Consider the following 25,747-nt stretch of genomic DNA (forward strand, 5'->3'; position numbering starts at 1 on the left):
ACGGGCGAGGGAGCGGTACGGGCGAGGGGACTGTACGGAAAGGGGGTGGCCGGGTGGTTCAGGCCAGCAGCGAGCGGCCGATGATCTCCTTCATGATCTCGGTCGTACCTCCGTAGATCGTCTGGATACGGCCGTCCGTGAAGGCCCTGGCGACGGGGAACTCCGTCATATAGCCGTAGCCGCCATGCAGTTGCAGACAGCGGTCCGCCGTCCGCTTCTGTAGCTCGGTGGCCCACCATTTGGCCATCGAGGCGTGCACCGCGTCGAGTTCACCGTTCGAGTGATCGACGATGCAGCGGTCGAGGAAGGTACGGGTGACGGCGCATTCGGTCGCCATCTCGGCTATCTCGAACCGGATGTGCTGGAGGGTGGCGAGCGGCCGTCCGAACGCCTCGCGTTCCTTGACGTACCGCGTGGTGATCTCCAGCAGATGCTCGGCGCCCGCGATGGCCGCCATCGCGATACTCATCCGCTCCTGGGCCAGATGGGTCATCAGATGGATGAAGGCGCCGTTGAGTTCACCGAGCAGATTCTCCTTGGGGACGCGTACGTCGTGGAAGAACAGCTCGGCCGTGTCCTGGGCCTTCTGGCCGATCTTGTCGAGATTGCGACCGCGTTCGAAGCCCGCCGCCCCGCGCTCGACCACCAGCAGGGACAGGCCCTTCGCGCCGCCCTCGGGGGTCGTCCGCGCGACGACGATCACGAGATCGGCGAGGATGCCGTTGGAGATGAAGGTCTTCGAGCCGTTGAGCAGCCAGTGGTCGCCGCGGTCCGCCGCGGTGGTGCGGATGCCCTGGAGGTCGGAGCCCGCGCCCGGTTCCGTCATCGCGAGGGCGGTGATGAGGTCTCCGGTGCAGAAGCCGGGCAGCCAGCGGCGCTTCTGCTCGTCCGTGCCCAGCGTGGCGAGGTAGGGGCCGATGATGTCGTTGTGCAGGCCGAGCGCGAGCCCGGGGGCACCGGCGCGGGTGAACTCCTCGGCGAGGACGGCGCTGTAGCGGAAGTCGGCGGTGCCACCTCCGCCGTACTCCTCCGGTACGGCGAGTCCGAGCAGTCCCTGCCGGCCGGCCGCGAGCCAGGCGTCGCGGCTCACGATTCCGTCCTTCTCCCACTGCTCGTAGTGCGGGAGCACCTCCTTGGCGAGGAAGGTACGGACGGTCGCGCGGAACGCCTCGTGCTCGGCGGCGTAGATCTGGCGCTTCACCTCAGCTGTCCTCCTGGTCGCGTACGGGCAGATCCCAGTCACGGGCGACCTCGGCGGTGTCCGCCCCCGGCCGGGCCGGAGCGAGCCGCACCGATCCGGGGGTGGCGGAGAACCGGGGCGCCGGTGCGGGCTGGACGAGCCCCGCGTGGTCGGTGAAGGTGCCACGGGCCGCCAGGTGGGGGTGGGCCGGTGCCTCACGCAGCGAGAGCACCGGAGCGACACAGGCGTCGGATCCCTCGAAGACCGCCGTCCACTCCTGACGGGTCCTCTCCCTGAACCGGGCGGCGACGGCGTCCCGCAGCTCGTCCCAGCGGCCGAAGTCCTTACGGGCCGGGACGTCGTCCGCGATGCCGAGCAGCTCGATGAACTCGTTGTAGAACCGCTGCTCCAGCGCGCCGACCGCCATGTACTCGCCGTCGGCGGTCTCGTACGAACCGTAGAAGGGGCTGCCGCCGTCGAGCAGGTTGGCCCCGCGCCGGTCCTGCCAGCCGCCCGCGCCCATCATGGCGTGGATCATGGTGGTGAGATGGGCGGTGCCGTCGACGATCGCCGCGTCCACGACCTGTCCGGTGCCGTCCGGCGTGCGGGCGTGCTGGAGCGCCGCGAGCACGCCGATGACCAGATAGAGCGAGCCGCCCGCGTAGTCACCGAGAAGATTCGCCGGAAGGGCGGGCGCCTCCTCGGCCTTGCCGATCATGGAGAGGGCGCCGGTGACGGCGATGTAGCCGATGTCGTGCCCGGCGCGCGCGGCGAGCGGGCCCTCCTGGCCCCAGCCGGTCATCCGCCCGTACACGAGCTGCGGATTGCGGCCGAGACACTCCTGCGGGCCGACACCGAGGCGCTCGGCGACGCCCGGCCGATAGCCCTCGATCAGCACATCTGCGCGCTCGGCCAGATCGAGGACGCGGGCGGCGCCGTCCGCGGCCTTGAGGTCGATCAGCACGGACCGCTTGTTGCGGTTGGTCAGGTCGTACGCCGGATCGATGCCGAGTCCGGCGCCGCCCGGCCGGTCGACCCGTACGACATCGGCGCCGAGGTCGGCGAGCGTCATGGCGGCGAACGGGCCCGGCCCGATTCCGGCCAGCTCGACCACGCGTACGCCGGTCAGCGGACCGTTTCCTGTCGCTGCCATCTGGCTCCCTGGACTGTGACACAACTGATGTAACAGCAGTGATGCTAAGAACGCGTCCCCCGTGACACAAGACCCTGGGCCGAGCAAGCGCTTAGTTCTTCGGGTTCTTGTCGTACGCGGTCGCACAGCGGGCCTTCCCTCACGCTAGCCTCGGCCAGCGGCAATGGCATGGGGCGGACTGCGGACGGCGGAGGGGCCATGGGCAGGAAGAACGGGACGGAGCGCCCGTACGACATCGTGCTCTTCGGAGCGACGGGCTTCGTCGGAACACTCACCGCGGAGTATCTCGCCGCCCATGCCCCGGAGGGCTGCCGCTGGGCCGTCGCGGGCCGTGACCGCGGCCGGCTGGAGCGGCTGCGCGAACGGCTCACCGCGATCGATCCGCGGTGCGCCGTACTGCCCGTACTGCTGGCGGACGCGGACGACCCGGACTCGCTGCGGACGCTGGCCGGGTCCGCCCGGGTGATCGCGTCGGCCGTCGGGCCGTACCTCTGGTACGGGGAAGGACTGGTCGCGGCCTGCGCGGAGGCGGGGACGGACTACGCCGATCTGTGCGGCGAGTCGGAGTTCGCGGACCTGATGTATCTCAGCCATGACGTGCGCGCCCGCGAGACGGGTGCGCGCCTGGTGCACGCCTGCGGTTTCGACTCGGTCCCGCACGACCTCGGTGTGTACTTCACCGTCCAGCAGCCGCCCCAGGATGTGCCGCTGCGCGTGGACGGATTCGTACGCTCCAACGCCTTCTTCTCCGGCGGCACGCTCGCCTCCGCGCTGACCGCGATGGGCCGCGGCCGGCAGCTGCTGCGGGCCGCGCGGGAGCGGCGGCTGTACGAGCCCCGGCTGGTCGGCCGCCGGGCGAGGGCGCCGTTCGGCGCACCGCACTTCAGCCGGGAGACCGGGGTCTGGGCGCTCCCGCTGCCGACCCTCGACCCGCAGATCGTGGCGCGCTCCGCGGCCGCGCTGCGGCGGTACGGCCCCGACTTCCGTTACCGGCACTTCGCCGCGGTCAGGTCGCTGCCGGTCGCCCTGGGCGGCAGCGCGGCGGCGGGGGCGGGCCTGGCCCTCGCCCAACTGCCCGCGGCCCGGCGCTGGTTGATGGAGCGGTACGAGCCCGGCTCGGGACCGGACGCGGAGCGCAGGCAGGCGAGCTGGTTCTCGGTGCGCTTCGTGGGCACGGGCGGCGGGCGCCGGGTGTTCACCGAGGTCTCGGGCGGCGACCCCGGCTATGACGAATCGGCGAAGATGCTGGCCGAATCGGTGCTCTGTCTGGCCTTCGACACGCTGCCGGACACCGCGGGCCAGGTGACCACGGCGGTGGCGATGGGCGACGCGCTGCTGGAGCGGCTGCGGTCGGCGGGGATGCGATTCCGGGTCGCTGACGCGCGTTAGGTGCCGGCTGTCGCCTCTCGGAGGGCCCGGCGGCAGAGGGCGTCGGCGCGGCGGGTGGATTCCGGGAGGCGGTAGTCGGGGGCCAGGCGCAGGGTGTGCGCGCAGGCGGTGGCGAGGTCGACGCGGTGGCCGACCGACACGAAGACCGGCTTCACACCCTCCTGGGTGCGCAGCGCCCGGCCGACCTCCTGGCCGTCGTCGGCGAGCAGCGGCGAGGAGTCTCCGCGCCGGGTGCCCGGCTGCTCGTACGAGAAGGTGAACGGGTTCTTCGCCACGCCGATCACCGGAAGCCCGGTGAGGACACCGAGATGGGCGGCGAGCCCGAAGCGGCGCGGATGGGCCAGGCCGTAGCCGTCGCAGACGACCAGACCGGGGTCCGAGGTCAGGGATTCGAGGGCGGCCAAGACCGTCGGGATCTCCCGGAAGGCCAGCAGGCCGGGGACGTACGGGAAGGAGACCCGGCCGACAGCGGTGGCCTCGTCGACCACGGCGAGGGTGGCGGCGTCGAGCACGACGGCGGCCGCGGCGACGACATCGCGCTCGTCGTCGTACGCCACATCGACCCCGGTCACCAGGCCCGTGCCGGGCGGCGGCCCCGGCTCGTCGAGCACGACGCGGCCGCGCAGCTCGTCCTGGATGGCACGTGCCTCGGTCTCGTCCGCGGGCGTCCTGAGCGTCGTCATGGTGACCTCCACCCTAAGGGCCGCCCGCCCGGTCAACCTCGGTCGTCCGGTCAACCTCGGTCGTCCGATCAACCGTGTCCGTCCGGTCAACCGCGGCGCACGGTGAACTCGGGGCGGCGCACCCGCAGGACGGTGCGTCCGCCCTCGGTCGATGTGCGGGCGCCCTCGCAGGTCGCCGCGCCCTCCACCGCCACCACCGCTTCCCCGCCGAGCGCGCGGAACGTCGCCCGGCCGTCGGCCGCGCCGGTGAGCTCCGCCGTCGCATACACGATCCGCAGGCCGCCCGCCACCAGCCCGAGCGGCAGCATCGCGGCCGTACGGCCGGGCAGATGCAGCTTCTCGCCGCCGAAGAGGGGCTTTCCGTTCTCGGTGACCGTGAAGTCCTGGTCGTAGCCGGAGGAGACGTTGAAGGCGTGCAACAGCCGTCCGCGTTCGCCGTCGGCCGTCGTCAGCAGGAAGACCCCCGGGTCGGTCGCACTGTGCCGCAGGGCGGGGGCGGCGTCCAGGGCCCGGAAGGCGCGGCCCCAGAAGGTCAGGTCGCACTGGTAGTCCGTCGTGATGACCACGGCCCGCCCCTTGCCGAGCGGGATGTCGAAGCCGCAGCCCTTTCCGGTGGAAAGCTCGCGCAGCACCGTCGTACCGCGTGCGGGCTCACACAACTGGGCGCGTGAGAGACGCACTTCGGGCAGCGGCGCCGCCCAGCCGTGGGCGGTGACGGACAGCCAGAAACGGTTCGCGTCGGTCAGCGTCGTGCCCACCGTGAGACCCAGCGCCTCGGCCAGTACCGTGCACCGCTTGTCGGCCATGTCCTTGACCGGCAGCCGCCCGGAGAGCAGCAGCTTTCCGCCCGCCTCGACATAGCTGACCAGCCGCCGCTGCAGCCCGGCTCCCAGATGCTCGCCGGTGGCCAGCGCGAACACCGGGACGCGCCGCGGATCGAGATCGCCCGCCTGGAGGTTCACGCTCCGGTAGCGGAAGCCGCCGAGCAGCATCGCGCGGGCCAGCGAGCCGCGCGGGCCGGCGCCGCGCGTGTTCACCGCTTCGTCCAGCACGCGCTGGACCGATTCGAGCTCCGGCGGGTGGTACTCGGTCAGATAGTGGTCGGGTACGAAGCCGAGCACCACGTCGTCGTAGGTCGTACGCATCGGCGCGAGCACGCCGGCCAGACCGTCCATGGCGCGCACCGTCCGCCGCGTCGAGGCGTAGCTGACCCCCGGCCGGCCCTCCGGGTCGACGGGCGCCGCGAAGCCGTGCCGCTCGCCGGTGATGCCGATCCGGTCGTTCCCGTCGCCCGCCGGCGTGTCGAGTTTCGGGTTGAACCCGCCCGCGAACAGGTAGTAGTTGATCATTTTGGCGCCCTGCGCGACACACAGGCGGGTCTTGAGGTCCACGCCGGACGGGCTGGTCTGACTGTCCAGGTTCTGCCCGTAGTCGGCGTGGCCCGCGTCGAACTCCAGCGCCGTGACCGGCTGGTCCTGGTCGTTGACCGCGTCCATGAAGGCATTGATGAGGTAGAGGTCGGTGACGTTGCGCAGGGTCAGGTCGCCCAGGTAGAAGTCCGCGCCGGATATCGTCCCCTCGATCCCCGCGTAGGTCTCCATCAGTTGGCTGATGCCGATGGGGAAAGGCTCGGCGCGGCTGTCCGAGGTGCCGTGGATGTTGATGACGAAGGGGATGCCGGTGACGCCGTGGTCCTCGGCGGCCGTGCGCAGTTCGGCGGCGTACCGCGCGAAGCGGCCCCGCATGAAGCGGCCCAGATCGTGCATCAGGGCCGCGCCGTACGCGTCCTTCGGGTTGCGGATCGCCTTGCGCCGCCCGGCCAGGTCCTCGTCGGCGAAGGGGTAGCGGCCGGCGAGCCCGTCCCCGTACTCCGTGCGCAGCCAGCCGTCGAAGTCGGCCGTCAAGTGATCGGTCAGATCAGGGGAGTTGCTGACCCAGGCCAGCATGCCGATCTCGTTGTCGAGCTGTACGGAGATGACGGGGCCGCCCTTGCCGTGCAGCCGCTCCGCGAGGACCGGCATGACGGCCCCGTACCAGTGGCGCATCTCCTTGAGGAAGGCGGGCGCGAGGTAGTCGACGGTGGGGGTGGTGGCGGGTGCGTCGTGCCAGCCGGTGGAGACGATCTCCGGGTGATCCGCGCGTACCCGGTCGGGGACGCCCTCGCCCTTGAGCTCGGCCATGGTGAAGGGGCCGGGGCGGGCGATGAAGCGGAAGCCGTTCTCGTGGCAGAGGTCGATGAAGGCGCCGAGGTCGCGCTCGGGGCGGGTGCGACCAGTGACGTCGATGGTGCCGTCCGGCAGCTCGTGCCACATCCACGGGATGTACGAGGCAATGGTGTTGAGGCCGGCCGTCTTCGCCCGGTCGAGCCTGGACTGCCAGTCCGCCTTCTTCAGCCGGAAGTAGTGGATCTCTCCGGCGAGGACGAGCGCGGGCTTGCCGTCGATGAGGATCTGCTTGTTCCGGTAGGTGACGGAAGCGGCCGGGGCCCGGTCGGCGGGCGCGGCCTGCGCCGCCTGGGCGGCCGGGGCGGACAGGCCCGCTGTGGCCAGGCCGCCGAGGGCGGCGCCGCCCAGGACGGTGCGGCGGCGGGGGGCGGGGGCATGCGTCATGGAGTCGTACTTCCTCAGATGCTGAAGCCTGGGCGAGCAGCCATGTATGCGCTGTCTGTATGCGCATACAGCACCCTGCGGCAGCCTCCGATCGCTCCACAAGAGCCCTTCAGGTCACGCTTGCGTAACGGGCACGAAACATCCCGCCGCGTGACGGGCCGGGGTCCGGCCGGGGTGTCAGAAGGCCGACCGGGCGACGCGGCCCTGTTCACCGGCGGCCCAGCAGCCCAGGTCCCAGGTGCAGTCGACCGTGTCGTAGGACCCTGTGTCGACGGTGCGCCAGGTGCGGCCGCCGTCCGTCGTCAGGTCCGTCCCCGTCGGGCCGACGGCGAGCGCCGCCGAGCCGCTGTACGGCAGCCAGGCCACGCCCGACCGGTACGCGGACGGCGGGGTTTTCGCCTGCCGCCAGCCGCGGCCGCCGTCGCCGCTCACCGCGGCGGCCTGCGGCGACGCCTGCTCGGGCCGGTAGTCGCCACCGACCGCCAGACCGTGCAGCCGGTCGCGGAAGGCGAGCCCGAAGACACCGCGCGCCGGGTCGCCCGCGGGGAGCGTCGACTCGGCGACCGTCCAGTTCAGCCCCCGGTCGGCGGAGTGCAGCACCCGCGCCGTGGCGCCGCCGCCGGTGGCCAGCCAGACGTCCTTCGGACCCGAGCTGACCAGACACTGGCCGCTGGCGGCGAAGCCCGCTTCGCCCGGCAGCGCGGCCGGCATTCCGGCGTCGGGCAGCACCTTCCACGACGAACCGCCGTCGCCCGTGGACAGGATGCGGAACTTTCCGTCGACCGGATCGCTCATCGCGAGGCCGTGCCGGCTGTCGAAGAAGGTGACGCAGTCGTAGAAGGCCCTGGGGTCGGTGTTGCGGAAGGACTCGGTCCAGTGCGCTCCGCCGTCCTCCGTACGGAAGATCCTGGACGCCTCCCCCTCGCCGATGGCCAGGGCCACGGCGCGGCGTCCGTCGAACGCCTCGATGTCACGGAACTCCAGCCCGTCCGCGCCGGCCGGGGAGATATTCCGCCAGCTGCGGCCCCCGTCGGCGGTGCGCAGCACGGTGCCCCCCGAGCCGGCGACCCATGCGGAGGTGCGGCTCACCGCGGCGAGCCCACGGAACCGCGCGTCGCTGCCGGTGTCCGTGAGGCGCCAGCCCGGCGCGGCGCCGCCGCTCGCTCCCTGCGCCTGCGCCGGTACGGACAGCGCCGCGGCCAGAGCGGCCCCGCTCACGCCGGCCGCGAGTCCCGCGCACACCATTCGCCGCAACTTCCCCATGGACTTCATGGCGCTGGAAGCTAGCGCCCTTCCCGGACGCCGTCCAGAGTGCCCCCGCGGCGGACGGCCGGGGACGGCACGGTGACGCAGGTCACTCCTCTTCCTGAGCACGGATCGGCCCGCTCAGCCGTCTTTCCAGTAGGCGAAGACGCATCCGATGCGTCTCCGGTCCGTCGAAGGGGAGCAGACCATGTCACCCGTCATCGAAGAGGCCGTACAGGCCCGCCTGGTCGCGTCCGTTCCCCGGATGGAGACCGTTCCCGCGACGCTCCGCTACGACCGGGGGGATCCCTTCGCCGTGCGCATGGCGTTCCCGCCCCCGGCGACGCTGGAGGGCACCGAAGTGACCTGGGAGTTCTCCCGCGAGCTGCTGGCCACGGGGCTGACCGAGCCCGCCGGTGACGGCGATGTGCGGGTGCGCCCCTTCGGCTACGGCCGTACGGTCCTGGAGTTCCACGCCCCCGAGGGCACCGCGATGGTCCATCTCCGCACCTCGCAGCTGCGCCGCTTCCTGGAGCGCTCGCAGGGCCTGGTCCCGGTGGGCCGTGAGCATCTCTATCTGGATCTGGACCACGACCTGACCGAGCTGCTGGGCGACGCCTGCTGACGTCCGGCCGCCGGGCCTGCTCCCCCTGCCCGCGCGGGCATCCGACACGAGATTAATGGCGTTGACAGCCGCCGAATCGGACTCGTACGTTCTACAGGTCCTGTTGTCGTCGATTGGAGTAGGACGTTGCTCGTCTGAGGTCGTGAGACACCGTGCCGCACAGCGCTCCGCTGTGTGCCTCGCGTGCGACCTCGGCTGCTGAGCCGTCCTCCCCGACCGGGACTTTTCCTTTTCCCCCCCGGCGGACGTCGTCCGTATCGCGGTGTCTCCATCCGTTGCCCTGAGCTTCTCGCATCCTTCGCAGCAACCGGAGACCCGCATGTCATCCTCCCCCTCGCACATCACCTGTACCGCCCTCTCCTTCTCCTGGCCCGACGGGACCGGTGTGTTCGACGGCTTCCAACTGGCGGTCGGACCCGGCAGAACCGGGCTGATCGGACTCAACGGCTCAGGAAAGTCCACCCTGTTGCGGCTGATGGCGGGCGACCTGGCCCCGGCCGAAGGGACCGTCAAGGTCGCCGGTGACGTCGGCTACCTGCCGCAGACCGTGGTGCTCGACACCGCGCTGCGGGTGGACGAGGCCCTGGGCATCGCCGCGACCCGCACCGCGCTGCACGCCATCGAGGCCGGCGACGCGAGCGAGGAGCACTTCACCACCGTCGGCGACGACTGGGACGTCGAGGAACGGGCCCGCGCCACCCTCGACCAGCTCGGTCTCGGCCGCATCGGCCTCGACCGGAGCATCGGCGAGGTGTCGGGCGGCGAGTGCGTCCTGCTCCGGCTGGCCGCGCTGCTGCTGGCCAGGCCCGGTGTCCTGCTGCTGGACGAGCCGACGAACAACCTCGATCTGCACGCGCGACGACGGCTGTACGCGGCCGTGGAGTCCTGGTCCGGTGTGATGGTCGTGGTCAGCCACGACCGTGAACTGCTGGAGCGCGTCGACCAGATCGCCGATCTGCGGGACGGCGAGGTGCGGTGGTACGGCGGCAACTTCTCCGCGTACGAGGACGCACTCGCCCAGGAGCAGGATGCGGCCGAGCGGATGGTGCGGGTCGCCGAGGCCGACGTACAGCGCCAGAAGCGCGATCTGTCCGACGCCCAGGTCAAGTTGGCCCGGCGCAAGCGGTACGGCCAGAAGATGGCGGACAGCAAACGTGAACCCACGATCGTCATGGGGGCCCGCAAGCGGGCGGCGCAGGAGTCCGCGGGCAAACACCGCATCATGCACACCGAGAAGCTCGCCGAGGCGAAGGAGCGTCTGGACGAAGCGGTGGAGGCGGTACGGGACGACGACGAGATCCGGATCGAGCTGCCGAACACCACGGTGCATCCGGGCCAAGGCGTGCTGACCCTGCGCGAGTTGCGCCTGCGCTACGGAGCCGAGGCCAGGGGCGAGTTCGAGATCCGCGGCCCCGAGCGGATCGCGCTGGTCGGCCGGAACGGAGCGGGCAAGACGACACTGCTGCGTACGGTCGCCGGAGAGCTGGAACCGGTCTCCGGCGAGGCGCTCGCCCATGTCCCGCTGCGCTTTCTGCCGCAGCGGCTCGATGTCCTCGACGACACCCTGAGCGTCGTGGCGAATGTGGCGCGCTTCGCGCCCGCGGCGACCAACAACATGATCAGGGCGCGGCTGGCGCGCTTCCTGTTCCGGGGCGCGCGGGCCGATCAGCCGGCCGGGACGCTCTCGGGCGGGGAGCGTTTCCGTGCCTCGCTCGCCGCGCTGCTGCTCGCCGAACCGGCGCCGCGGCTGCTGATGCTGGACGAGCCGACGAACAATCTGGACATGGCGAGCGTGCGCCGGCTCGCGGCCGCTCTGGAGTCGTACGAGGGCGCGCTGATCGTGGCGAGCCACGATGTGCCCTTCCTGGAGTCGATCGGCATCACCCGCTGGCTGCTGCTCGACGGCGAGCTCCGCGACACCACCGCCGAGCAGGTGAGGGAAGCGGAACCGCGGCCTTCGTAGGGGCCGTTCCGCAGCCGGGGTACGGCGGGTCATGATGGGCGCGACCTGACCCCGCAGCGAACGGAGACCGCCCGTGCCCGGCAGGAAAGCTCTGATCCGACGTCCGGGCCCGCGCCTCACCGAGGGTCTGGTCACCCATGTCGAGCGTGTCCCTGTCGATGCCGGGCTCGCGCTCCGGCAGTGGGAGCGGTATGCCGGGACGCTGCGCGAGCACGGCTGGGAGACCGTCGAGGTGGCGCCGGCCGACGACTGCCCGGACGGGGTGTTCGTCGAGGACACCGTCGTGATGTTCCGGAACGCCGCCCTCGTCGCCCGGTCCGGCGCCCCCTCACGCCGCCCCGAGCCGGCCGCGGTGGAGGAGGCGCTCGGCCGGCTCGGCTGTTCGGTGGACCGGGTGCGGGAACCGGGCACGCTCGACGGCGGCGATGTCCTGAAGACCGGCGACACGGTCTATGTGGGGCAGGGGGGCCGGACGAACGCGGCGGGGCTGCGGCAGCTGCGGACGGCCTTCGAGCCGCTCGGGGCGCGGGTCGTCGCCGTACCCGTGAGCAAGGTACTGCATCTCAAGTCCGCGGTGACGGCGCTGCCGGACTCCACAGTCATCGGCTACGCGCCGCTGGTGGACGAGCCTTCTCTCTTCCCGCGCTTCCTGGCCGTGCCGGAGGAATCGGGCGCGCATGTGGTGCTCCTGGGCGGCGGGAAGCTGCTGATGGCCGCGAGCGCGCCCAGGACCGCGGAGCTTTTCATGGCTCTCGGCTACGAACCGGTGCCGGTCGACATCAGCGAGTTCGAGAAGCTCGAAGGGTGCGTGACCTGCCTCTCTGTACGCCTGCGCGAGCTCCACACATAGTCGTGCGTAAAGGACACAGATAGCGGAGCGTCACGGTCCCTCGCCGTACCGGGCTTGGCCTCCGGCTTACCGCGGCTTTAACCTACGGTGTCGTAACCTACGAACCCGTAGGTAAAAAACTCCCGTCCCCAGGAGCACCCGTGACGATCACCTCTCCCCACCTAGGCAGTTCGGAAGCGTGGACCGACGCCCGACTGCTGTACGCGCTGGAAGAGGTGGTGGAGAAGGAACTCAACCGCCATCTCAAGGTCGCCAAGGACTGGATGCCGCACGAGTACGTGCCCTGGTCCGACGGCCGCAACTTCCCCGGCATCTTCGAGAACGGCGAGGCCTGGGATCCCGCTCAGTCCAAGGTCACCGATCTCGGCAAGATCGCGCTGGTGGTCAATCTGCTGACCGAGGACAACCTCCCCAGCTACCACCACGAGATCGCCAGCCTCTTCGGCCGCGACGGAGCCTGGGGCACCTGGGTGCACCGCTGGACCGCCGAAGAGGGCAGGCACGGCATCGTGATGCGTGACTATCTGCTCACCTCGCGCGCCGTCGACCCGGACAAGCTGGAGCAGTTCCGGATGGCGCACATGGCGGAGGGCTTCGAGTCCGACAACCGCCACTCGATGCTGCACTCCGTCGCGTATGTCGCCTTCCAGGAGCTGGCAACGCGCGTCTCGCACCGCAACACCGGGCACCAGTCGGGCGACCCGGTCTGCGACCGGATGCTGGCGCGGATCTCCACCGACGAGAATCTGCACATGGTCTTCTACCGGAATCTGCTGGGCGCCGCCTTCGAGCTCGCCCCCGATCTGACCATGCAGTCCGTCCGTGATGTCGTCGTGCACTTCCGGATGCCCGGCCACGGCATGCCCGGCTTCGAGCGCGCCGCCGCGCAGATGGCCATCGGCGAGATCTACAACATGCGGATCCACCACGACGACGTGCTCCAGCCGGTGCTGCGCTATCTGAAGGTCCTGGACATAGACGGGCTCGGCCCGGAGGGTCTCAAGGCGCAGGAAGAGCTCGGCCTGTACATGGGCGGCCTGGACAGCGAGGCGAGCAAGTTCGACGAGAAGCTCGCCGCCCGCAAGGCGCGGATGGCCGCGCGCGCCGCCGGCTGATCCGGCGGCCGCGGACACCTGACGGGACATTCACGAGACCTTCACGGCGGCGGCCATCCCCGTTGACGGGGAGGTCGCCCAGGGACGCGCGCCGGCGCGTCGTACGCTGTGCCGGATGAAGCCTGTCACGCGTCTCTTCCTCATAGGCGCCCCGTTAATCGTCGCTGTCGCCGTCGTCTTCGGCGGCGGCGACGATTCGGGTGTGCTCGCCGATCACCCGCCGTCCTATCCCGGGCAGAGCGGCGCTCCCAATCCGCTGGCGTCCGGGGACACGGACGACAAGGAGGAGCTGGCGCAGCGGATCGACAAGATGCCGCCCGGACTCGCGGCTCCCGGGAAGAAGGAGATCGCCGCCGAGCTCGTGGCCAGCGCGGAGAACTCCACTCTCGACTGGCGCAGTCAGTACGGCGTCATCGAGGACATCGGCGACGGCAACGGCTACACGGCCGGGATCATCGGCTTCTGCTCCGGCACGAACGACATGCTGCAACTGGTCGAGTCGTACACCAAGGACCATCCGGACAATCCGCTCGCCCGGTATCTTCCGGCGCTGCGCGCGGTGGACGGCACCGACTCGCACGAGGGGCTCGACCCCGGCTTCCGGGACGCCTGGGCCCGGGCCGCCGAGTCCGCCGCTTTCCGCACGGCGCAGGACAGGACCCGCGACACGCTCTACTTCGAACCGGCCGTCCGGCTGGCCAAGATGGACGGGCTCGGGACGCTCGGGCAGTTCATCTACTACGACGCGATGGTGCTGCACGGCCCCGGGCTCGACGCCGAGGGCTTCTACGGCATCCGCCACGCGGCGATGAAGGAGGCGAAGACGGCGGCCGAGGGCGGCGACGAGAAGACGTATCTGCACGCCTTCCTGGACGGCGGCCGGTCCGTGATGAAGGCGAAACTCATCACGGAGCAGCGCGACTCGTCACGGATCGACACCGCTCAGCGGGTGTTTCTGCGGGACGGCAATATGGACCTCGATCCGCCGTTGGCCTGGCGGATGTACGGGGAGCCGTTCCGGATCGCCGCACCCTGAGGATCGCCGCACGCTGAGAGGCGCCGCCCCCCTGAGGCAGGCTCAGCTGCCGTCGCGCCGGAGCCGCTGCCGTTCCTTCTCGGAGAGCCCGCCCCATACGCCGAATCGTTCGTCGTGGGCGAGCGCGTACTGCAGGCAGGCGACGCGGCCTTCGCAGGCGCCGCACAGCCGCTTCGCCTCCCGGGTGGAGGAGCCAGGGGCGGGGAAGAAGAATTCCGGCCCGGTCTGGGCGCACAACGCGCTCTCCTGCCAGGAGAGTTCATGCTCCGCGCGGTCGGTCGTGGCGGTGGTGCTGGTCATGGTGTTGATCGGCATGCCGGACAGGCTGCCCCGTCGCGATAAACAGTCGCTTGACGAAAGGTCAACGGCCGCGGCGGCGGGGCTCCACGTGCACGGGGCAACCAGGATGCACGGTGGGTGCCAGGTCCGTCAGCCGTCCCCCGCCACCCCCTGCATGACCGCGAAGAGCGCCCCGTAGGGATCGGCGAGCTTCGCGAACCGGCCGACGCCTTCGATATCGGTCGGCTCCATCCGGATCATACCGCCCAGCTGCTGGGCAGTGACCGCCGCCGCGTCGCAGTCCGTGACCGCGAAATACAGCTGCCAGTGCGGCCCGCTGTCGGCTTCGACCGGATCGGCGCCGAGCGGTACGAACCCGCCGAACATGGTGTCCGGGCCCTGACCAGCCGGGTTCACCATCCGGTACGTGCCGGCGCCGTCCGGCATCGGCATGCTGAGGGCCTCCCAGCCGAAGACCGTGTGGTAGAAGGCGTACGCGGCGTCCTCATCGGGTGTGTACAGCTCGGCCCAGCAGAGGCTGCCCGGCGCGTTGACGACCCCCAGGCCCTTGTTCCTGCCGGGCTGCCAGGCCGAGAAGCCGGCCCCGGCCTGATCGGTGAAGACCGCCATTCTGCCGAGGTCCATGACGTCCATCGGCTGGAACGCCACAGAGCCGCCGGCCTGCTCGACGGCTTTCGCCGTGGACTCGGCATCGGGTGTCTGGAAGTACAGCGACCAGGAGGGCGGCCCCTGGTCGGGCGGGACGGGCATGACCCCCGCCGCGGTTCCGCCGCTCAGCTGGAACATGCCGTAGCCGCCGGCCTCGAGCCCCGCCGACATGAAGTCCCAGCCGAACAGGCCGTGGTAGAAGGCGGTCGCCCCCTCGATGTCGGGGGTGCCGAGATCGGCCCAGTTCGGGGAGCCGGTGACGAACGGGGTGGTGAGCATGGTGCGCTCCTTCATGGGATCCCGTTGCTCTCCCTTTCGAGTCTCCTCCAGATGCCGCGAGGCCGCATGTACTCCCGGGCCGGGAGGAGAGCGGCGGCGCACCCGGGCAAACACGTCGGGGCGGATGGCGTAGGGCGGACGGCGGTCGGCATCGCCCGCTGCCGGGCGTGGGAGCATATGAGCCGGTTGAGGCGGTTCGGTCGAGCGGAGCGGCGTCATGGCGGGTGCGGGTGTCGGACCGGAACGCGTTCCGGTCCCCGCGGGCAGAAGAGCCGCGTCCCTCATCGACGCGGCGGCGCACCTGCTGGAGAGCGCGCGGCGGCTGCTGGACGACCACGCCCGCGCGGTCACCGCCATACGGGACGCCTTCCGCCCGCTCCAGGAGGAGCTGGTCGGTACGGAGCTGGGCGCGATCCCGGTCTCCCGGCTGAAGGATGTCACCGAGGGCCGGCTGCGGCTCGGCGCCCTCGAACAGGCCGGATTCACCTCCGTACGCGGAGTGCACGAGGCGGGCCGGCACGCCCTGCGCCAACTGCCCGGAGTCGGGGCCCACACCGCCGACCAGGCGGTGGCCGCGGCCGCCCGGATCGCCGAGGCCGTCGGGGAGACCGTCTCCGTACGCATCGATGTCGACCACCCGGAACCGCGCACCACCGCGCTGGTGACCGCCCTGCACCGGCTGGTCGGGGCGGGCCCCGGGCTGCGGCGCGCGCACGACACCGCCGAGCGGCTCGCCGCTGAGCTGCGCACGCTGCTGCCGGAGGCGGCGCCCGCCAGGCGGCGGCTGCGGATGGCTCTCGCCGGACGGGACCGGCGGACCAGGGCCCTGGGCGCGGTGGGCCGGATCGGGCGGCTGCTCGACGAGGCGGCGGAACAGGACGTGCCGCTGATGCTCGCGCAGGTCTCGGTGGACCTGCTGCGGGAGCCGGCGTCGGAGATCGAGAGCTGGGTCGATTTCGAGCTGCGCTCCGCGGAGTACTACAGCCTGCTCGCCGAGACGGCGGGCAGCAGCCCTGATCTCGCCGCGTCCGAGGGCTTCATGCCGTCGGACATCGCCGGGCGGGTACGGGCCCAGCAGCTCGACGACACCCGGTTGCGGGTGTCGCTGCGCGGCTACCAGTCGTTCGGCGCGCGCTTCGCGCTGGCCCAGCGCCGCGTGATCATCGGTGATGAGATGGGGCTCGGCAAGACCGTCCAGGCCATCGCCGCGCTCGCGCATCTCGCGGCGCTGGGCGGCACGCACTTCATGGTGGTGTGCCCGGCCAGTGTCCTGATCAACTGGACACGGGAGATCGGCTCCCGGAGCATCCTGCGTGCCATTCCCGTACACGGCCCCGAGCGCCAGGAGGCGTTCACCGAGTGGAGCGAGCGCGGCGGAGTCGCCGTCACCACCTTCGACTCCCTGCATACGCTGCCGCTCCCCCGGGACGGCGAGCCGGCCGGGTCGGAGCCGCAGATGCTCGTCGTGGACGAGGCCCACTATGTGAAGAACCCGGACACCCGCCGGTCGCGCGCCGTGTCCGGATGGACGGAACGGGCCGGGCATGTCCTGTTTCTGACGGGGACGCCGATGGAGAACCGGGTCGGGGAGTTCCGCAGTCTGATCCGCCGTCTCCAGCCCGAACTGGCCCCCGGTGTCCAGGGCATCGACGCGGTCGCGGGCTCCCATGCCTTCCGCCGCGCCGTCGCCCCCGCCTATCTGCGCCGTAACCAGCAGGACGTGCTGGCCGAACTGCCCGCGCTGGTACAGGTCGACGAGTGGGAGGAACTCAGCGCCGGTGATCTGGCGGCCTACCGGGAGGCGGTGTCGACCGCCCACTTCATGCGCATGCGCCGGGCCGCGTACGCCCGCCCCGAGACCTCCGCGAAGCTCGGGCGCCTGCGGGAACTGGTCGCCGAGGCCGCGGCGAACGAACTGAAGGTCGTGGTGTTCTCGTACTTCCGTGATGTCCTCACCACGGTGCGCGAGGCCCTCGGCGAGGAGGTGTTCGGACCGCTCTCCGGCGAGGTGCCGGCCGCCCGCCGCCAGCGGATCGTCGACGCCTTCGCCGCCGTCCCCGGCCATGCCGTCCTGCTGAGCCAGATCCAGGCGGGCGGCATCGGGCTCAATATGCAGGCCGCGTCCGTCGTCATCCTCTGTGAGCCGCAGGTCAAACCCACCCTGGAACACCAGGCGGTGGCCCGGGCCCATCGCATGGGCCAGGTCCGCCCGGTCCAGGTCCACCGGCTGCTCGCAGTCGACAGCGTGGACCAGCGCCTGCTGGACATCCTGGCCGACAAGGACCGGCTGTTCGACGCGTACGCCCGTCGCAGCGACATGGCCGAGGCCACGCCCGACGCGATCGACGTCTCGGACCGCGACATCGCCCGCCGGATCGTCGAGGAGGAACAGCTGCGCCTGGCGGAGTGAGACCGCGACGGTGGCCCGGCAGCCGGACAGGACCGCCGCCTCCGCCGAGACGACGGCCCGTCCGGCCGCAAGCAGCTAAGGCGGCTAGTGCCCGGAGTGCTCCGCCACTCCCTTCGCTCCCGCAGCTCCCTTCGCTCCCGCAGCGTCCTTCGCGCCCTTGGCGTCGGACGCGCCCGTCGGATGGTGCGGCTCGTAGCCAGGGATCGTGCCGTCCGGTTTGGCCACCAGCAGCAGGCCGGCCATGCCCATGTCGGAGTGGCTCTGGACATGGCAGTGGTACATCCACGCCCCCGCGCCCACGTTCTCACCCGCGATGATCTGCAGGCCGAACGAGTCCGCCGGCCCCGTGATCTTGTTGTCGACCACCCGGCTGGGGTCGTCGGGCCCGGTGAGCAGGCCCGTTCTGTTGTCCGCCCAGCGATGACCGTGGATATGGAACGTGTGGTAGAACTCGCCGTGCGTGATCATGACGATCTCGACCCGGTCGCCCACCGTGGCCTCGAAGTTGGGGGTGTCGGCGCCGGACTTGTTGTTGATCGTCATGTCGTTGAAGACGATCGTGAACTGCTTGTCCGGCAGGATGTCGCCCTTCCTGCGGACGATCACCGGGCCGTAGAGGCCCTTGCGGATACCGCCCGTGCCGTGGTCCGTACCGACGACATGGTCGTGGTAGTGCCAGTAACCCGCGCTGCCCGCCTGCCAGGTGCCGTCCTTGCGCTTGCCGGGGGCATGGGTGCGCCAGGTGTAGGTCCGGGTGCCGCCGGGTTCGACATGGCTCTTGTTCATCCTGGTGCCGTCGCTGGCGATGTCGTAGTCCACGCCGTGGACATGGAGGCTGGCCGCCACATCCGTCGTGTTCTCGAACTCGATATGGACGGTGTCGCCCTCGACCAGTTCGATCAGCGGGCCAGGGACGGTCGCCTTGCCCTTCTCGAAGCCGTAGCCCATCTGGCCGTTGGGCAATGTCTCGGCGTAGAGTTTGAGATGGCGCACCTGGCCGCCCGCGGGGGCGGTCCTGGGCGGTGGTTCCGCCGAAGTCGCCGAAGGGGCGGAGGCGACCGACAACGATGTCACCCCTGTCGCGGCGACCGCGCCGCCCACCAACAGGCGCCGGTTGAAGCTCCGTCTGTCCATGGCCATACCGAACTCCCCAGTGCCGTACGGATATTCACGGGGCACATGAGGCCCCGGGGACGGCCACACGGTAGACCAGTGATCTTCGTTTATCCACACTCAGGACAAAGTTGGAGTGATTACGGTCATACCTATTGGCGAGTCACCGAAAGAGGTCTAGCTTCAGGCGCTGTTGCTGTGACCAAAGAGGGGTTGGGTGAACACATGCAGCGCGCACCACATCACCGGTCAAGATCCAGGCGCGGAATGGCCGCGGCCCTGGTGGCCGGAACGATGGCGGCGTCTCTGCTCGGCGGCACGGCCGCCACGGCCAAGCCGTTCCCGGAGCCGTCGTCGACAACGTTGTCCCTTCCGTCGCCTCCCGGCGGTAATAACGTCAAGGTCCTCGTCTTCCACGCCTCGGCCACCGAGGAGTCACCGGTCGTCAACGCCGGTATCGAGGCCATCGAGGCGATCGGTCGCTCGGGACCGACCGCGCAGCGCTTCAAGACCGAGGCCACGGACGACGGTTCGGTCTTCACCAAGGCCAAGCTCGGCACGTACAACGCGGTCGTGTTCCTCACGGGCGGCGGCGATGTGCTGGACCCCGCGCAGGAGGCGGGCCTGGAGGCTTATGTGGAGGCCGGTGGCGGCTTCCTCGGCATCCATGACGCGGCCCGTACGGAGCCGTACTCCGACTGGTTCACCGGGCTGATCGGAGCCCGGCCGGCCGCTTCGAGTCCCACCACCGTCCAGCGCGCCACCGTCGAGGTGGGCGACCGCGTCAACCCGGCCACCAAGAACCTGCCGCTGGAGTGGAAGCGGCCGGACAAGTGGATCAACTGGGCCACCAACCCCGCCGGTTCGGTGCACACCGTCGCCCGGGTCAGGGAGGCCAGCTACCAGCCCGGTACCGGCGCCAACGGCGCCGACCACCCGGTCTCCTGGTGCCGTGACTACGACGGCGGCCGGTCCTTCTACACCGGCATGGGCGGTACGGCCGACTCGTACGCGGAGACGGACTTCCGCGACCATCTGCGCGGCGCCCTCGAGTGGACGACGCGGCTCTCCCGCGCCGACTGCAAGGCGACGATCGACGCCAACTACAAGGCGGAGCGCGTCACCCAGGCGAACCAGCCGGGCCAGCAGGACCAGATCGGCGAGCCGCACGGCCTGGTCGTCGCGCCCGACGAGCGGGTGCTGTACATCGGCCGCGGCGGTGGCGACAACAGCGCCCCCGTCGTCACCGACTGGAACGACCCGAACGTCGGCAAGGGCGTGGGCCAGATCCATGTCTACGACCCGAAGACCAAGAAGGTGACGCTCGCGGGCGCGCTGACGGTCTTCGGCAACAAGGGCGGCGGCGACGAGCTGGTCAAGGTCGAGGAGGGGCTGCTCGGCATCGAGCTGGACCCCGCCTTCGAGACCAACGGCTGGGTGTATCTGCACTACACCCCGCACTCCCAGCTCGACCGTGACAAGCAGACCGCCGAACGGCGCGTCTCCCGCTTCACGCTGAACCTGACGACCAACAAGCTGGACCTCGCCTCCGAGAAGGTTCTGCTGAAGTGGCCCGTACAGGTCCACAGCTGCTGCCACGCCGGCGGCGGTATGGCCTTCGACTCGAAGGGCAACCTCTACATCGCGACCGGCGACAACAACTCGTCGGGATTCAGCGACGGTTACTCGGGCAACAACCCGCAGCCCAACTACAAGGGCCTGTCCTTCGCGGACGCCCGCAGGACCGCGGGCAACACGAACAACCTCAACGGCAAGATCCTGCGGATCCACCCGGAGGACGACGGGACGTACACCCTGCCCGCGGGGAACCTCTTCACGGGCGAGGAGCCGGACGAGGGCGGCGACAAGACCCGCGGCGAGATCTATGTGATGGGCGTGCGCAATCCGGCACGTATCACCATCGACAAGAAGACCGACGTGCTGTACGCGGGCTGGGTCGGCCCGGACGCCGGCGCCCCGAGCACCACCTGGGGTCCTGCGAAGTACGACACGTTCTCCGCGATCACCAAGGCCGGCAACCACGGCTGGCCGTACTGCATGGGCAACAAGCAGCCCTACCGGGACCGCAATCTGCCGGACCCGACCAAGCCGCTGGGCTGGTACAACTGCGACGCCCCGAAGAACGAGTCCCCCAACAACAACGGTCTGGTGAATCTGCCCCCCATCACGGGCAACACCATCTGGTACTCGCCGCAGGGCGGTGCCCCGGACTATCCGCGTGACGCGAACGGCGTCCCCAGCTACAAGGCCGAAGAGGCGAAGTTCCTGCTGCCGTGGCTCAAGGGCGGCGGCCAGGCGACGATGGACGGTCCTGTCTACCGGTACGACGCGCAGAGCGCCTCCACCGAGAAGTGGCCGGAGTACTGGGACGGCAAGTGGTTCGTCGGTGACTTCTACGACGCGGCGGACAGTCCGCGCCACGCGGTGCTGACCGACCCCAAGACGCTCGGCAAGGGCGGCCTGCCCGTGCACGCCGAGTCGCTGAAGAAGATCATCCCGGTCGGCCAGGGCGGTATCCGCAACCTGATGGACTGGAAGTTCGCCCCGGACGGCTCGCTCTATGTCCTGGACTACGGACGCGGCTTCTTCACCTCCGACAACCAGTCCGCGCTGTGGCGCGTGACGTACAAGGGCGGCGAGCCGACACCGGCCGCCAACGATCTGGCCAGGAAGGCGGCGCAGTGAGACACCGACCTCTACGCCTGTGGACGGCCCTGGTGGGCGCGTTGCTCATGGTGCTGGGGCTGACCTCGACAGCGGCGTACGGACGTTCCGACGACCGTACGGACAACCGCGAGGCGGCCGCCCAGGTGCTCACCTGGACGGCCGGCGACCCCATCGACCGCTACCTCAGTTTCCCGACCACCGCGGTGGCCGGGGCGACCACGATCGTCTTCGAGAACAGCGCGGCCACCGGCAACACCACGGGAATGCCGCACACGTTGACCTTCGATGTGTCCGATCCCGAGTACAACAACGATGTTCCGCTGAACATCCTGGCCAATCCCAGTGACGCCAACGGCGGCAAGTACACCGCCGAGGTCAATCTGACCCCGGGCCGGTACCGCTTCCACTGCTCGATCCCGGGTCATGGCCAGATGACCGGCATCCTGACCGTGACCGAGGGCGGCGGTGGCGACGACACCACTGCTCCCGAGACCGCGGCCAAGGTCGAGGGCCAGCAGAACGGCGACGGCGCGTACGTCGGTTCCGCGACGGTCACGGTGACGGCGACCGACGACGGCTCCGGCGTCCAGACGACCGAGTACGCGGTCGGGGCGGACGGGCCGTGGCAGGCCTACACCGCGCCGGTGGTGGTCGACCAGGTCGGCGACCACACGATCAGGTACCGGGCCACCGACAAGGCGGGCAACGCGGCGGCCGAGAAGTCCGTCGACTTCACCGTCGTGGCCCCGCCGACCGATGACACGACCGCGCCGGAGACCTCGGCGACCGTCAGCGGCGAGAAGGACGAGGCGGGCAACTATCTGACGATGGCCACGGTCACCGTCACCGCCTCGGACACCGGCTCGGGCGTCAACACCATCGAGTACGCGCTCGGGGCCGACGGCGCCTGGCAGCCGTACACCGCTCCGGTGATGGTCCATGAGACCGGCACCCACACGGTCCGCTATCGCGCGGCCGACAAGGCGGGCAACGCGGCGGCCGAGAAGTCCGTCGGCTTCACCGTCGTCGAGCCGCCGGCGCAGGACACGACCGCGCCGGTGACCTCGGCGGCCGTGACCGGTGAGAAGAACGCCAACGGCGCCTTCATCACCAGCGCCAAGGTGACGCTCACCGCGACCGACGCCGACTCGGGTGTGGACAAGACCGAGTACTCCCTCGACGGCGGGCCGTACCTCGCGTACACCACGCCCGTCATCGTGGACCGGGTCGGCTACCACACGCTCGCGCACCGTGCGACCGACAAGGCGGGCAACACCTCGCAGGCCAAGCAGGTGTCGTTCACCATCGCGCAGGGCGGCGGCGTTCCCGCGCCCAACTGCCCCGAGTTCGACGAGAGGCTGACGGTCATCGTCGGCACGGTCGACACGGGCGTGCCGAACCGGCTCACCCGTAACCGGTGCACCATCAACGAGCTGATCGAGGACGAGCGGGAGTGGACCTCCCAGGCCCTCTTCCTCAAGCACGTCGACGGTGTGCTGGACAAGCTGCTGACCGACAATGTCATCGACCAGCGCGAGTTCAACAAGATCACCAAGGCTGCCAAGCAGTCCAAGATCGGCAAGCCGGGCCAGACCGAGGGCTACCGCTCCCTCTTCGACGGCACGGCGGCGTCCCTCGCCAAGTGGGAGCAGGTCGGCGGCGGTAAGTTCGCGCTCTCCGACGACGGTGCCATCACCAGCAGCACCACGGTCGAGGGCATGGGCATGCTGTGGTTCCCGGAGCGCAAGTACGGCGACTTCTCGCTGAAGCTCCAGTTCCGCGACGACGCCCCGGGCGCGGGCAACGCCAACGGCGGTGTCTTCGTCCGCTTCCCGAACGTCCATGAGCACCCGGAGGAGTCCCGCCCCGAGTGGGTCGCCATCAACTACGGCCACGAGATCCAGATTCTCGACAAGCCGGACGGCGACATGTACAAGACCGGCTCGGTCTACGGCTTCGACCGGGTGGGTCTGGGCGGCGCGGGGGTCACCCCGAAGGGCACCTGGAACGACTACGAGATCCGCGTGGTCGACCAGCACTTCACCATCCTGCGCAACGGTGTCGTGATCAATGAGTTCGACAACGTGGGCGGCCAGGAGTTCACCCCCGCGCGCGCCGGTGACCCGGGCACGGACGGCCGGCGGTACGCCACCGGTTATGTCGGGCTCCAGGTCCACGGCACGACGGATGTGATCTCGTACCGCGACATCCGCGTGAAGGAGCTGTAGCCGGAGCGGTGCCGACGCACCGGTGAAGCACGAAGTGCCCCCTCTCGCCGTAGAGGGGGCACTTCCGTGGTCAGACGCCCTCTTGCCTGGCCCGGCTGGGCTGGACCCGCTTGGGTTCCCCCGGCATCTTCGGATAGTCGGGCGGATACGGCATGTCCCCGAGGCCGTGGTCGCGTTCGTACCGGTCGGCCAGCTCCAGCAGCCCTTCCAGGCTGTGGGCCTCGTCCACCATCTCCGCGTGTACGTCGCCGAGTTCGGTGAAGCGCACCGGCATGGTCGCGAGGTCGAAATCGCGCGGCGCGACATCGTCGAGCTCCGTCCAGCGCAGCGGCGCGGAGACCGGCGCGTGCGGCAGGGGGCGTACGGAGTAGGCGGAGGCGATGGTGCGGTCGCGGGCGGTCTGGTTGTAGTCGACGAAGATCCGCTCGCCGCGCTCCTCCTTCCACCAGGCCGTGGTCACGCGGCCCGGCATCCGCCGCTCCAGCTCATGGCCGACGGTGATGGCGCACCGGCGCACCTCGGTGAACGTCCAGCGCGGTTCGATCGGCACGAACACATGGAGCCCGCGGCCGCCGGAGGTCTTGGGCCAGCCGTTCAGCCCCTGTTCGTCGAGGAAGGCGTGCAGCTCGTGGGCGGCTCTGACCGCGTCGTTGAAGTCCGTGCCCGGCTGCGGGTCCAGGTCGATGCGCAGCTCGTCGGGGTGGTCGGTGCGGCCCCTGCGTACCGGCCAGGGGTGGAAGGTGAGACAGCCGAGGTTCGCCGCCCAGAGCACGGCGGCGACCTCCGTCGGGCAGATCTCGTCGGCCGAACGGCCGCTGGGGAAGTCGATCCGCGCGGTGGGGATCCAGTCGGGCAGGTTCTTGGGCGCCCGCTTCTGGAAGAAGGACTCCCCCTCGACGCCCTCGGGGAAGCGTTCCAGTGTGGTCGGCCGGTCGCGCAGGGCGCGGAGCATCCCCGGCCCCACGGCCAGGTAATAGCGAGCGACATCCAGCTTGGTGAAGCCGCGCTCGGGGAAATAGATCTTGTCCGGGCTGGACAGCCGTACGCTCCGGCCACCCGCCTCAAGCTCCACCGCTGCACCCATGGGGGCCACGGTAGGCCCGGCGCACCCGGAGCGCATATCGGGCGGGGCCGGTCATTCCCCCGCACAATCGGGGCATGGATCTGCCGGTGATGCCTCCCGTGAAACCCATGCTCGCCAAGTCCGTGGCGAACATCCCGCCCGGGATGCAGTACGAGGCGAAATGGGACGGCTTCCGGGCGATCGTCCACCGCGACGGTGACGAGGTGGTAATCGGCAGCAGGACCGGGAAGTCCCTCACCCGCTACTTCCCCGAGCTGGTCACGGCCCTGCTCGCCCAGCTGCCCCAGCGCTGCGTCATGGACGGCGAGATCGTGATCGTCCATGAGGGGCGGCTGGACTTCGACCGGCTCACCGAGCGCATCCATCCGGCGAAATCGCGGGTGGACACGCTCGCCGAGCGGACCCCGGCGAGCTTTGTCGCGTTCGATCTGCTGGCCCTCGGGGACGCCGGTCTGCTCGCCGTCCCCCAGGCGCAGCGCAGAGAGGCGCTGGAGGCCGCGCTCATCGGCACCGGTCCGCCGCTCCATCTCGCGCCCGCCACCACCGATATCGGGCTGGCCCGTGAGTGGTTCGAGCAATACGAGGGCGCCGGGCTCGACGGAGTGATCGCCAAGCCGCTCGATCTGCCGTACCGGCCCGACACCCGGTCGATGTACAAGATCAAGCACGAGCGGACGGCGGATGTGGTCGTCGCCGGGTACCGCCTCCACAAGAGCGGTGCGGTGGTGGGGTCGCTGCTCCTCGGGCTGTACGACGCGCGGGGCGTCCTGCAGCACGTCGGCGTCTGCGCCGCGTTCTCCATGAAACGCCGCGCGGAGCTGGTCGAGGAACTGGCGCCGCTGCGGATGGAGTCGGCGCAGGGCCATCCGTGGGCCGCGTGGGGGGACGAGTCCGCGCACGAGGGCGCCCGGCTGCCCGGCGGGCCGAGCCGCTGGTCCGGTACGAAGGATCTGTCGTGGCTGCCGCTGCGGCCGGAGCTGGTGTGCGAGGTGGCGTACGACCATATGGAGGGCGACCGGTTCCGGCACACCGCGCAGTTCCGCCGCTGGCGCCCCGACCGTACGCCGGCGAGCTGCACCTACGAGCAGCTGGAGGAGCCCGTGCGGTACGACCTGGCGAAGGTGCTGGGGGTTCCCGGTCATTGAACGG

The 25,747-nt window shown here is 70.3% G+C and carries 19 protein-coding genes; 10 read left to right on the forward strand and 9 right to left on the reverse strand.

The features are described 5' to 3' along the window. Positions 1-58: 58 nt before the first annotated feature. Positions 59-1,201 (reverse strand): acyl-CoA dehydrogenase family protein, encoded by a 1,143-nt coding sequence (locus tag ACFVWW_RS05005; protein WP_386875977.1) that lies wholly within the window; start codon positions 1,199-1,201, stop codon positions 59-61. A 1-nt stretch (position 1,202) separates the two neighbouring features. After that, complete coding sequence (locus tag ACFVWW_RS05010; protein WP_386875979.1) at positions 1,203-2,333, reverse strand: CaiB/BaiF CoA transferase family protein; 1,131 nt, start codon at positions 2,331-2,333, stop codon at positions 1,203-1,205. 198 nt (positions 2,334-2,531) lie between these two features. On the opposite strand from ACFVWW_RS05010, the gene ACFVWW_RS05015 reads away from it, so the two are divergent. Then, the gene (locus ACFVWW_RS05015) at positions 2,532-3,722 is read left to right on the forward strand and encodes a saccharopine dehydrogenase family protein (RefSeq protein WP_386875981.1); all 1,191 of its coding nucleotides are present in this window, start codon (positions 2,532-2,534) and stop codon (positions 3,720-3,722) included. Here ACFVWW_RS05015 and ACFVWW_RS05020 read toward each other — a convergent pair. From ACFVWW_RS05020 to ACFVWW_RS05030, 3 genes are all read right to left on the reverse strand, one after another. Continuing rightward, on the reverse strand, positions 3,719-4,405 hold the full coding sequence (locus tag ACFVWW_RS05020) for an endonuclease V (RefSeq protein ID WP_386875983.1): 687 nt from the start codon (positions 4,403-4,405) through the stop codon (positions 3,719-3,721). The two genes, ACFVWW_RS05015 and ACFVWW_RS05020, sit on opposite strands and share 4 nt — an antisense overlap. An 86-nt stretch (positions 4,406-4,491) precedes the next feature. After that, a complete protein-coding gene (locus ACFVWW_RS05025) occupies positions 4,492-7,014 on the reverse strand; it encodes a beta-galactosidase (protein WP_386875985.1) in 2,523 nt (840 codons plus the stop codon). Positions 7,015-7,191: 177 nt separating this feature from the next. Further along, on the reverse strand, positions 7,192-8,286 hold the full coding sequence (locus tag ACFVWW_RS05030) for a WD40/YVTN/BNR-like repeat-containing protein (protein ID WP_386875987.1): 1,095 nt from the start codon (positions 8,284-8,286) through the stop codon (positions 7,192-7,194). Positions 8,287-8,467: 181 nt separating this feature from the next. Between ACFVWW_RS05030 and ACFVWW_RS05035 the strand changes: the two genes are divergently transcribed. From ACFVWW_RS05035 to ACFVWW_RS05055, 5 genes are all read left to right on the forward strand, one after another. After that, positions 8,468-8,884, forward strand: coding sequence for an SsgA family sporulation/cell division regulator (locus ACFVWW_RS05035; RefSeq protein ID WP_384186624.1), 417 nt, complete (start codon positions 8,468-8,470; stop codon positions 8,882-8,884). A gap of 319 nt (positions 8,885-9,203) precedes the next feature. Continuing rightward, positions 9,204-10,847 (forward strand): ABC-F family ATP-binding cassette domain-containing protein, encoded by a 1,644-nt coding sequence (locus ACFVWW_RS05040; RefSeq protein ID WP_386875989.1) that lies wholly within the window; start codon positions 9,204-9,206, stop codon positions 10,845-10,847. 73 nt (positions 10,848-10,920) lie between these two features. After that, positions 10,921-11,697 (forward strand): dimethylargininase, encoded by a 777-nt coding sequence (gene ddaH, locus ACFVWW_RS05045; RefSeq protein ID WP_384333294.1) that lies wholly within the window; start codon positions 10,921-10,923, stop codon positions 11,695-11,697. A 140-nt stretch (positions 11,698-11,837) separates the two neighbouring features. Next, positions 11,838-12,812 (forward strand): acyl-ACP desaturase, encoded by a 975-nt coding sequence (locus ACFVWW_RS05050; protein WP_384186615.1) that lies wholly within the window; start codon positions 11,838-11,840, stop codon positions 12,810-12,812. A 115-nt stretch (positions 12,813-12,927) separates the two neighbouring features. After that, positions 12,928-13,848, forward strand: a complete 921-nt coding sequence (locus tag ACFVWW_RS05055) for a chitosanase (RefSeq protein ID WP_386875992.1) — start codon at positions 12,928-12,930, stop codon at positions 13,846-13,848. A gap of 42 nt (positions 13,849-13,890) precedes the next feature. Here the strand turns inward: ACFVWW_RS05055 and ACFVWW_RS05060 are convergent, their stop codons facing one another. Both ACFVWW_RS05060 and ACFVWW_RS05065 read right to left on the reverse strand, forming a co-directional pair. After that, on the reverse strand, positions 13,891-14,163 hold the full coding sequence (locus ACFVWW_RS05060; protein ID WP_384186610.1) for a WhiB family transcriptional regulator: 273 nt from the start codon (positions 14,161-14,163) through the stop codon (positions 13,891-13,893). 114 nt (positions 14,164-14,277) lie between these two features. Beyond that, on the reverse strand, positions 14,278-15,075 hold the full coding sequence (locus ACFVWW_RS05065; protein ID WP_386876748.1) for a VOC family protein: 798 nt from the start codon (positions 15,073-15,075) through the stop codon (positions 14,278-14,280). 217 nt (positions 15,076-15,292) lie between these two features. Between ACFVWW_RS05065 and ACFVWW_RS05070 the strand changes: the two genes are divergently transcribed. Continuing rightward, positions 15,293-17,485 (forward strand): DEAD/DEAH box helicase, encoded by a 2,193-nt coding sequence (locus ACFVWW_RS05070; RefSeq protein ID WP_386875994.1) that lies wholly within the window; start codon positions 15,293-15,295, stop codon positions 17,483-17,485. A gap of 84 nt (positions 17,486-17,569) precedes the next feature. Here ACFVWW_RS05070 and ACFVWW_RS05075 read toward each other — a convergent pair whose 3' ends face one another. Beyond that, entirely contained in the window at positions 17,570-18,619 is a 1,050-nt protein-coding gene (locus ACFVWW_RS05075; protein WP_386876750.1) for a multicopper oxidase domain-containing protein, read from the reverse strand. A 204-nt stretch (positions 18,620-18,823) separates the two neighbouring features. Between ACFVWW_RS05075 and ACFVWW_RS05080 the strand changes: the two genes are divergently transcribed. Continuing rightward, on the forward strand, positions 18,824-21,304 hold the full coding sequence (locus ACFVWW_RS05080; RefSeq protein WP_384186682.1) for a ThuA domain-containing protein: 2,481 nt from the start codon (positions 18,824-18,826) through the stop codon (positions 21,302-21,304). A gap of 47 nt (positions 21,305-21,351) precedes the next feature. After that, positions 21,352-23,514 carry an OmpL47-type beta-barrel domain-containing protein gene (locus ACFVWW_RS05085; RefSeq protein WP_386876753.1) on the forward strand — a complete coding sequence of 721 codons (2,163 nt, stop codon included), beginning with the start codon at positions 21,352-21,354 and terminating at the stop codon, positions 23,512-23,514. Positions 23,515-23,584: 70 nt separating this feature from the next. Here the strand turns inward: ACFVWW_RS05085 and ligD are convergent, their stop codons facing one another. After that, positions 23,585-24,598, reverse strand: coding sequence for a non-homologous end-joining DNA ligase (gene ligD, locus ACFVWW_RS05090; protein WP_384333300.1), 1,014 nt, complete (start codon positions 24,596-24,598; stop codon positions 23,585-23,587). 74 nt (positions 24,599-24,672) lie between these two features. On the opposite strand from ligD, the gene ACFVWW_RS05095 reads away from it, so the two are divergent. Further along, a complete protein-coding gene (locus ACFVWW_RS05095) occupies positions 24,673-25,743 on the forward strand; it encodes an ATP-dependent DNA ligase (protein ID WP_384333302.1) in 1,071 nt (356 codons plus the stop codon). Positions 25,744-25,747: the final 4 nt, after the last annotated feature.

Source organism: Streptomyces sp. NPDC058198 (genome assembly GCF_042882605.1).
Lineage (GTDB): Bacteria > Actinomycetota > Actinomycetes > Streptomycetales > Streptomycetaceae > Streptomyces.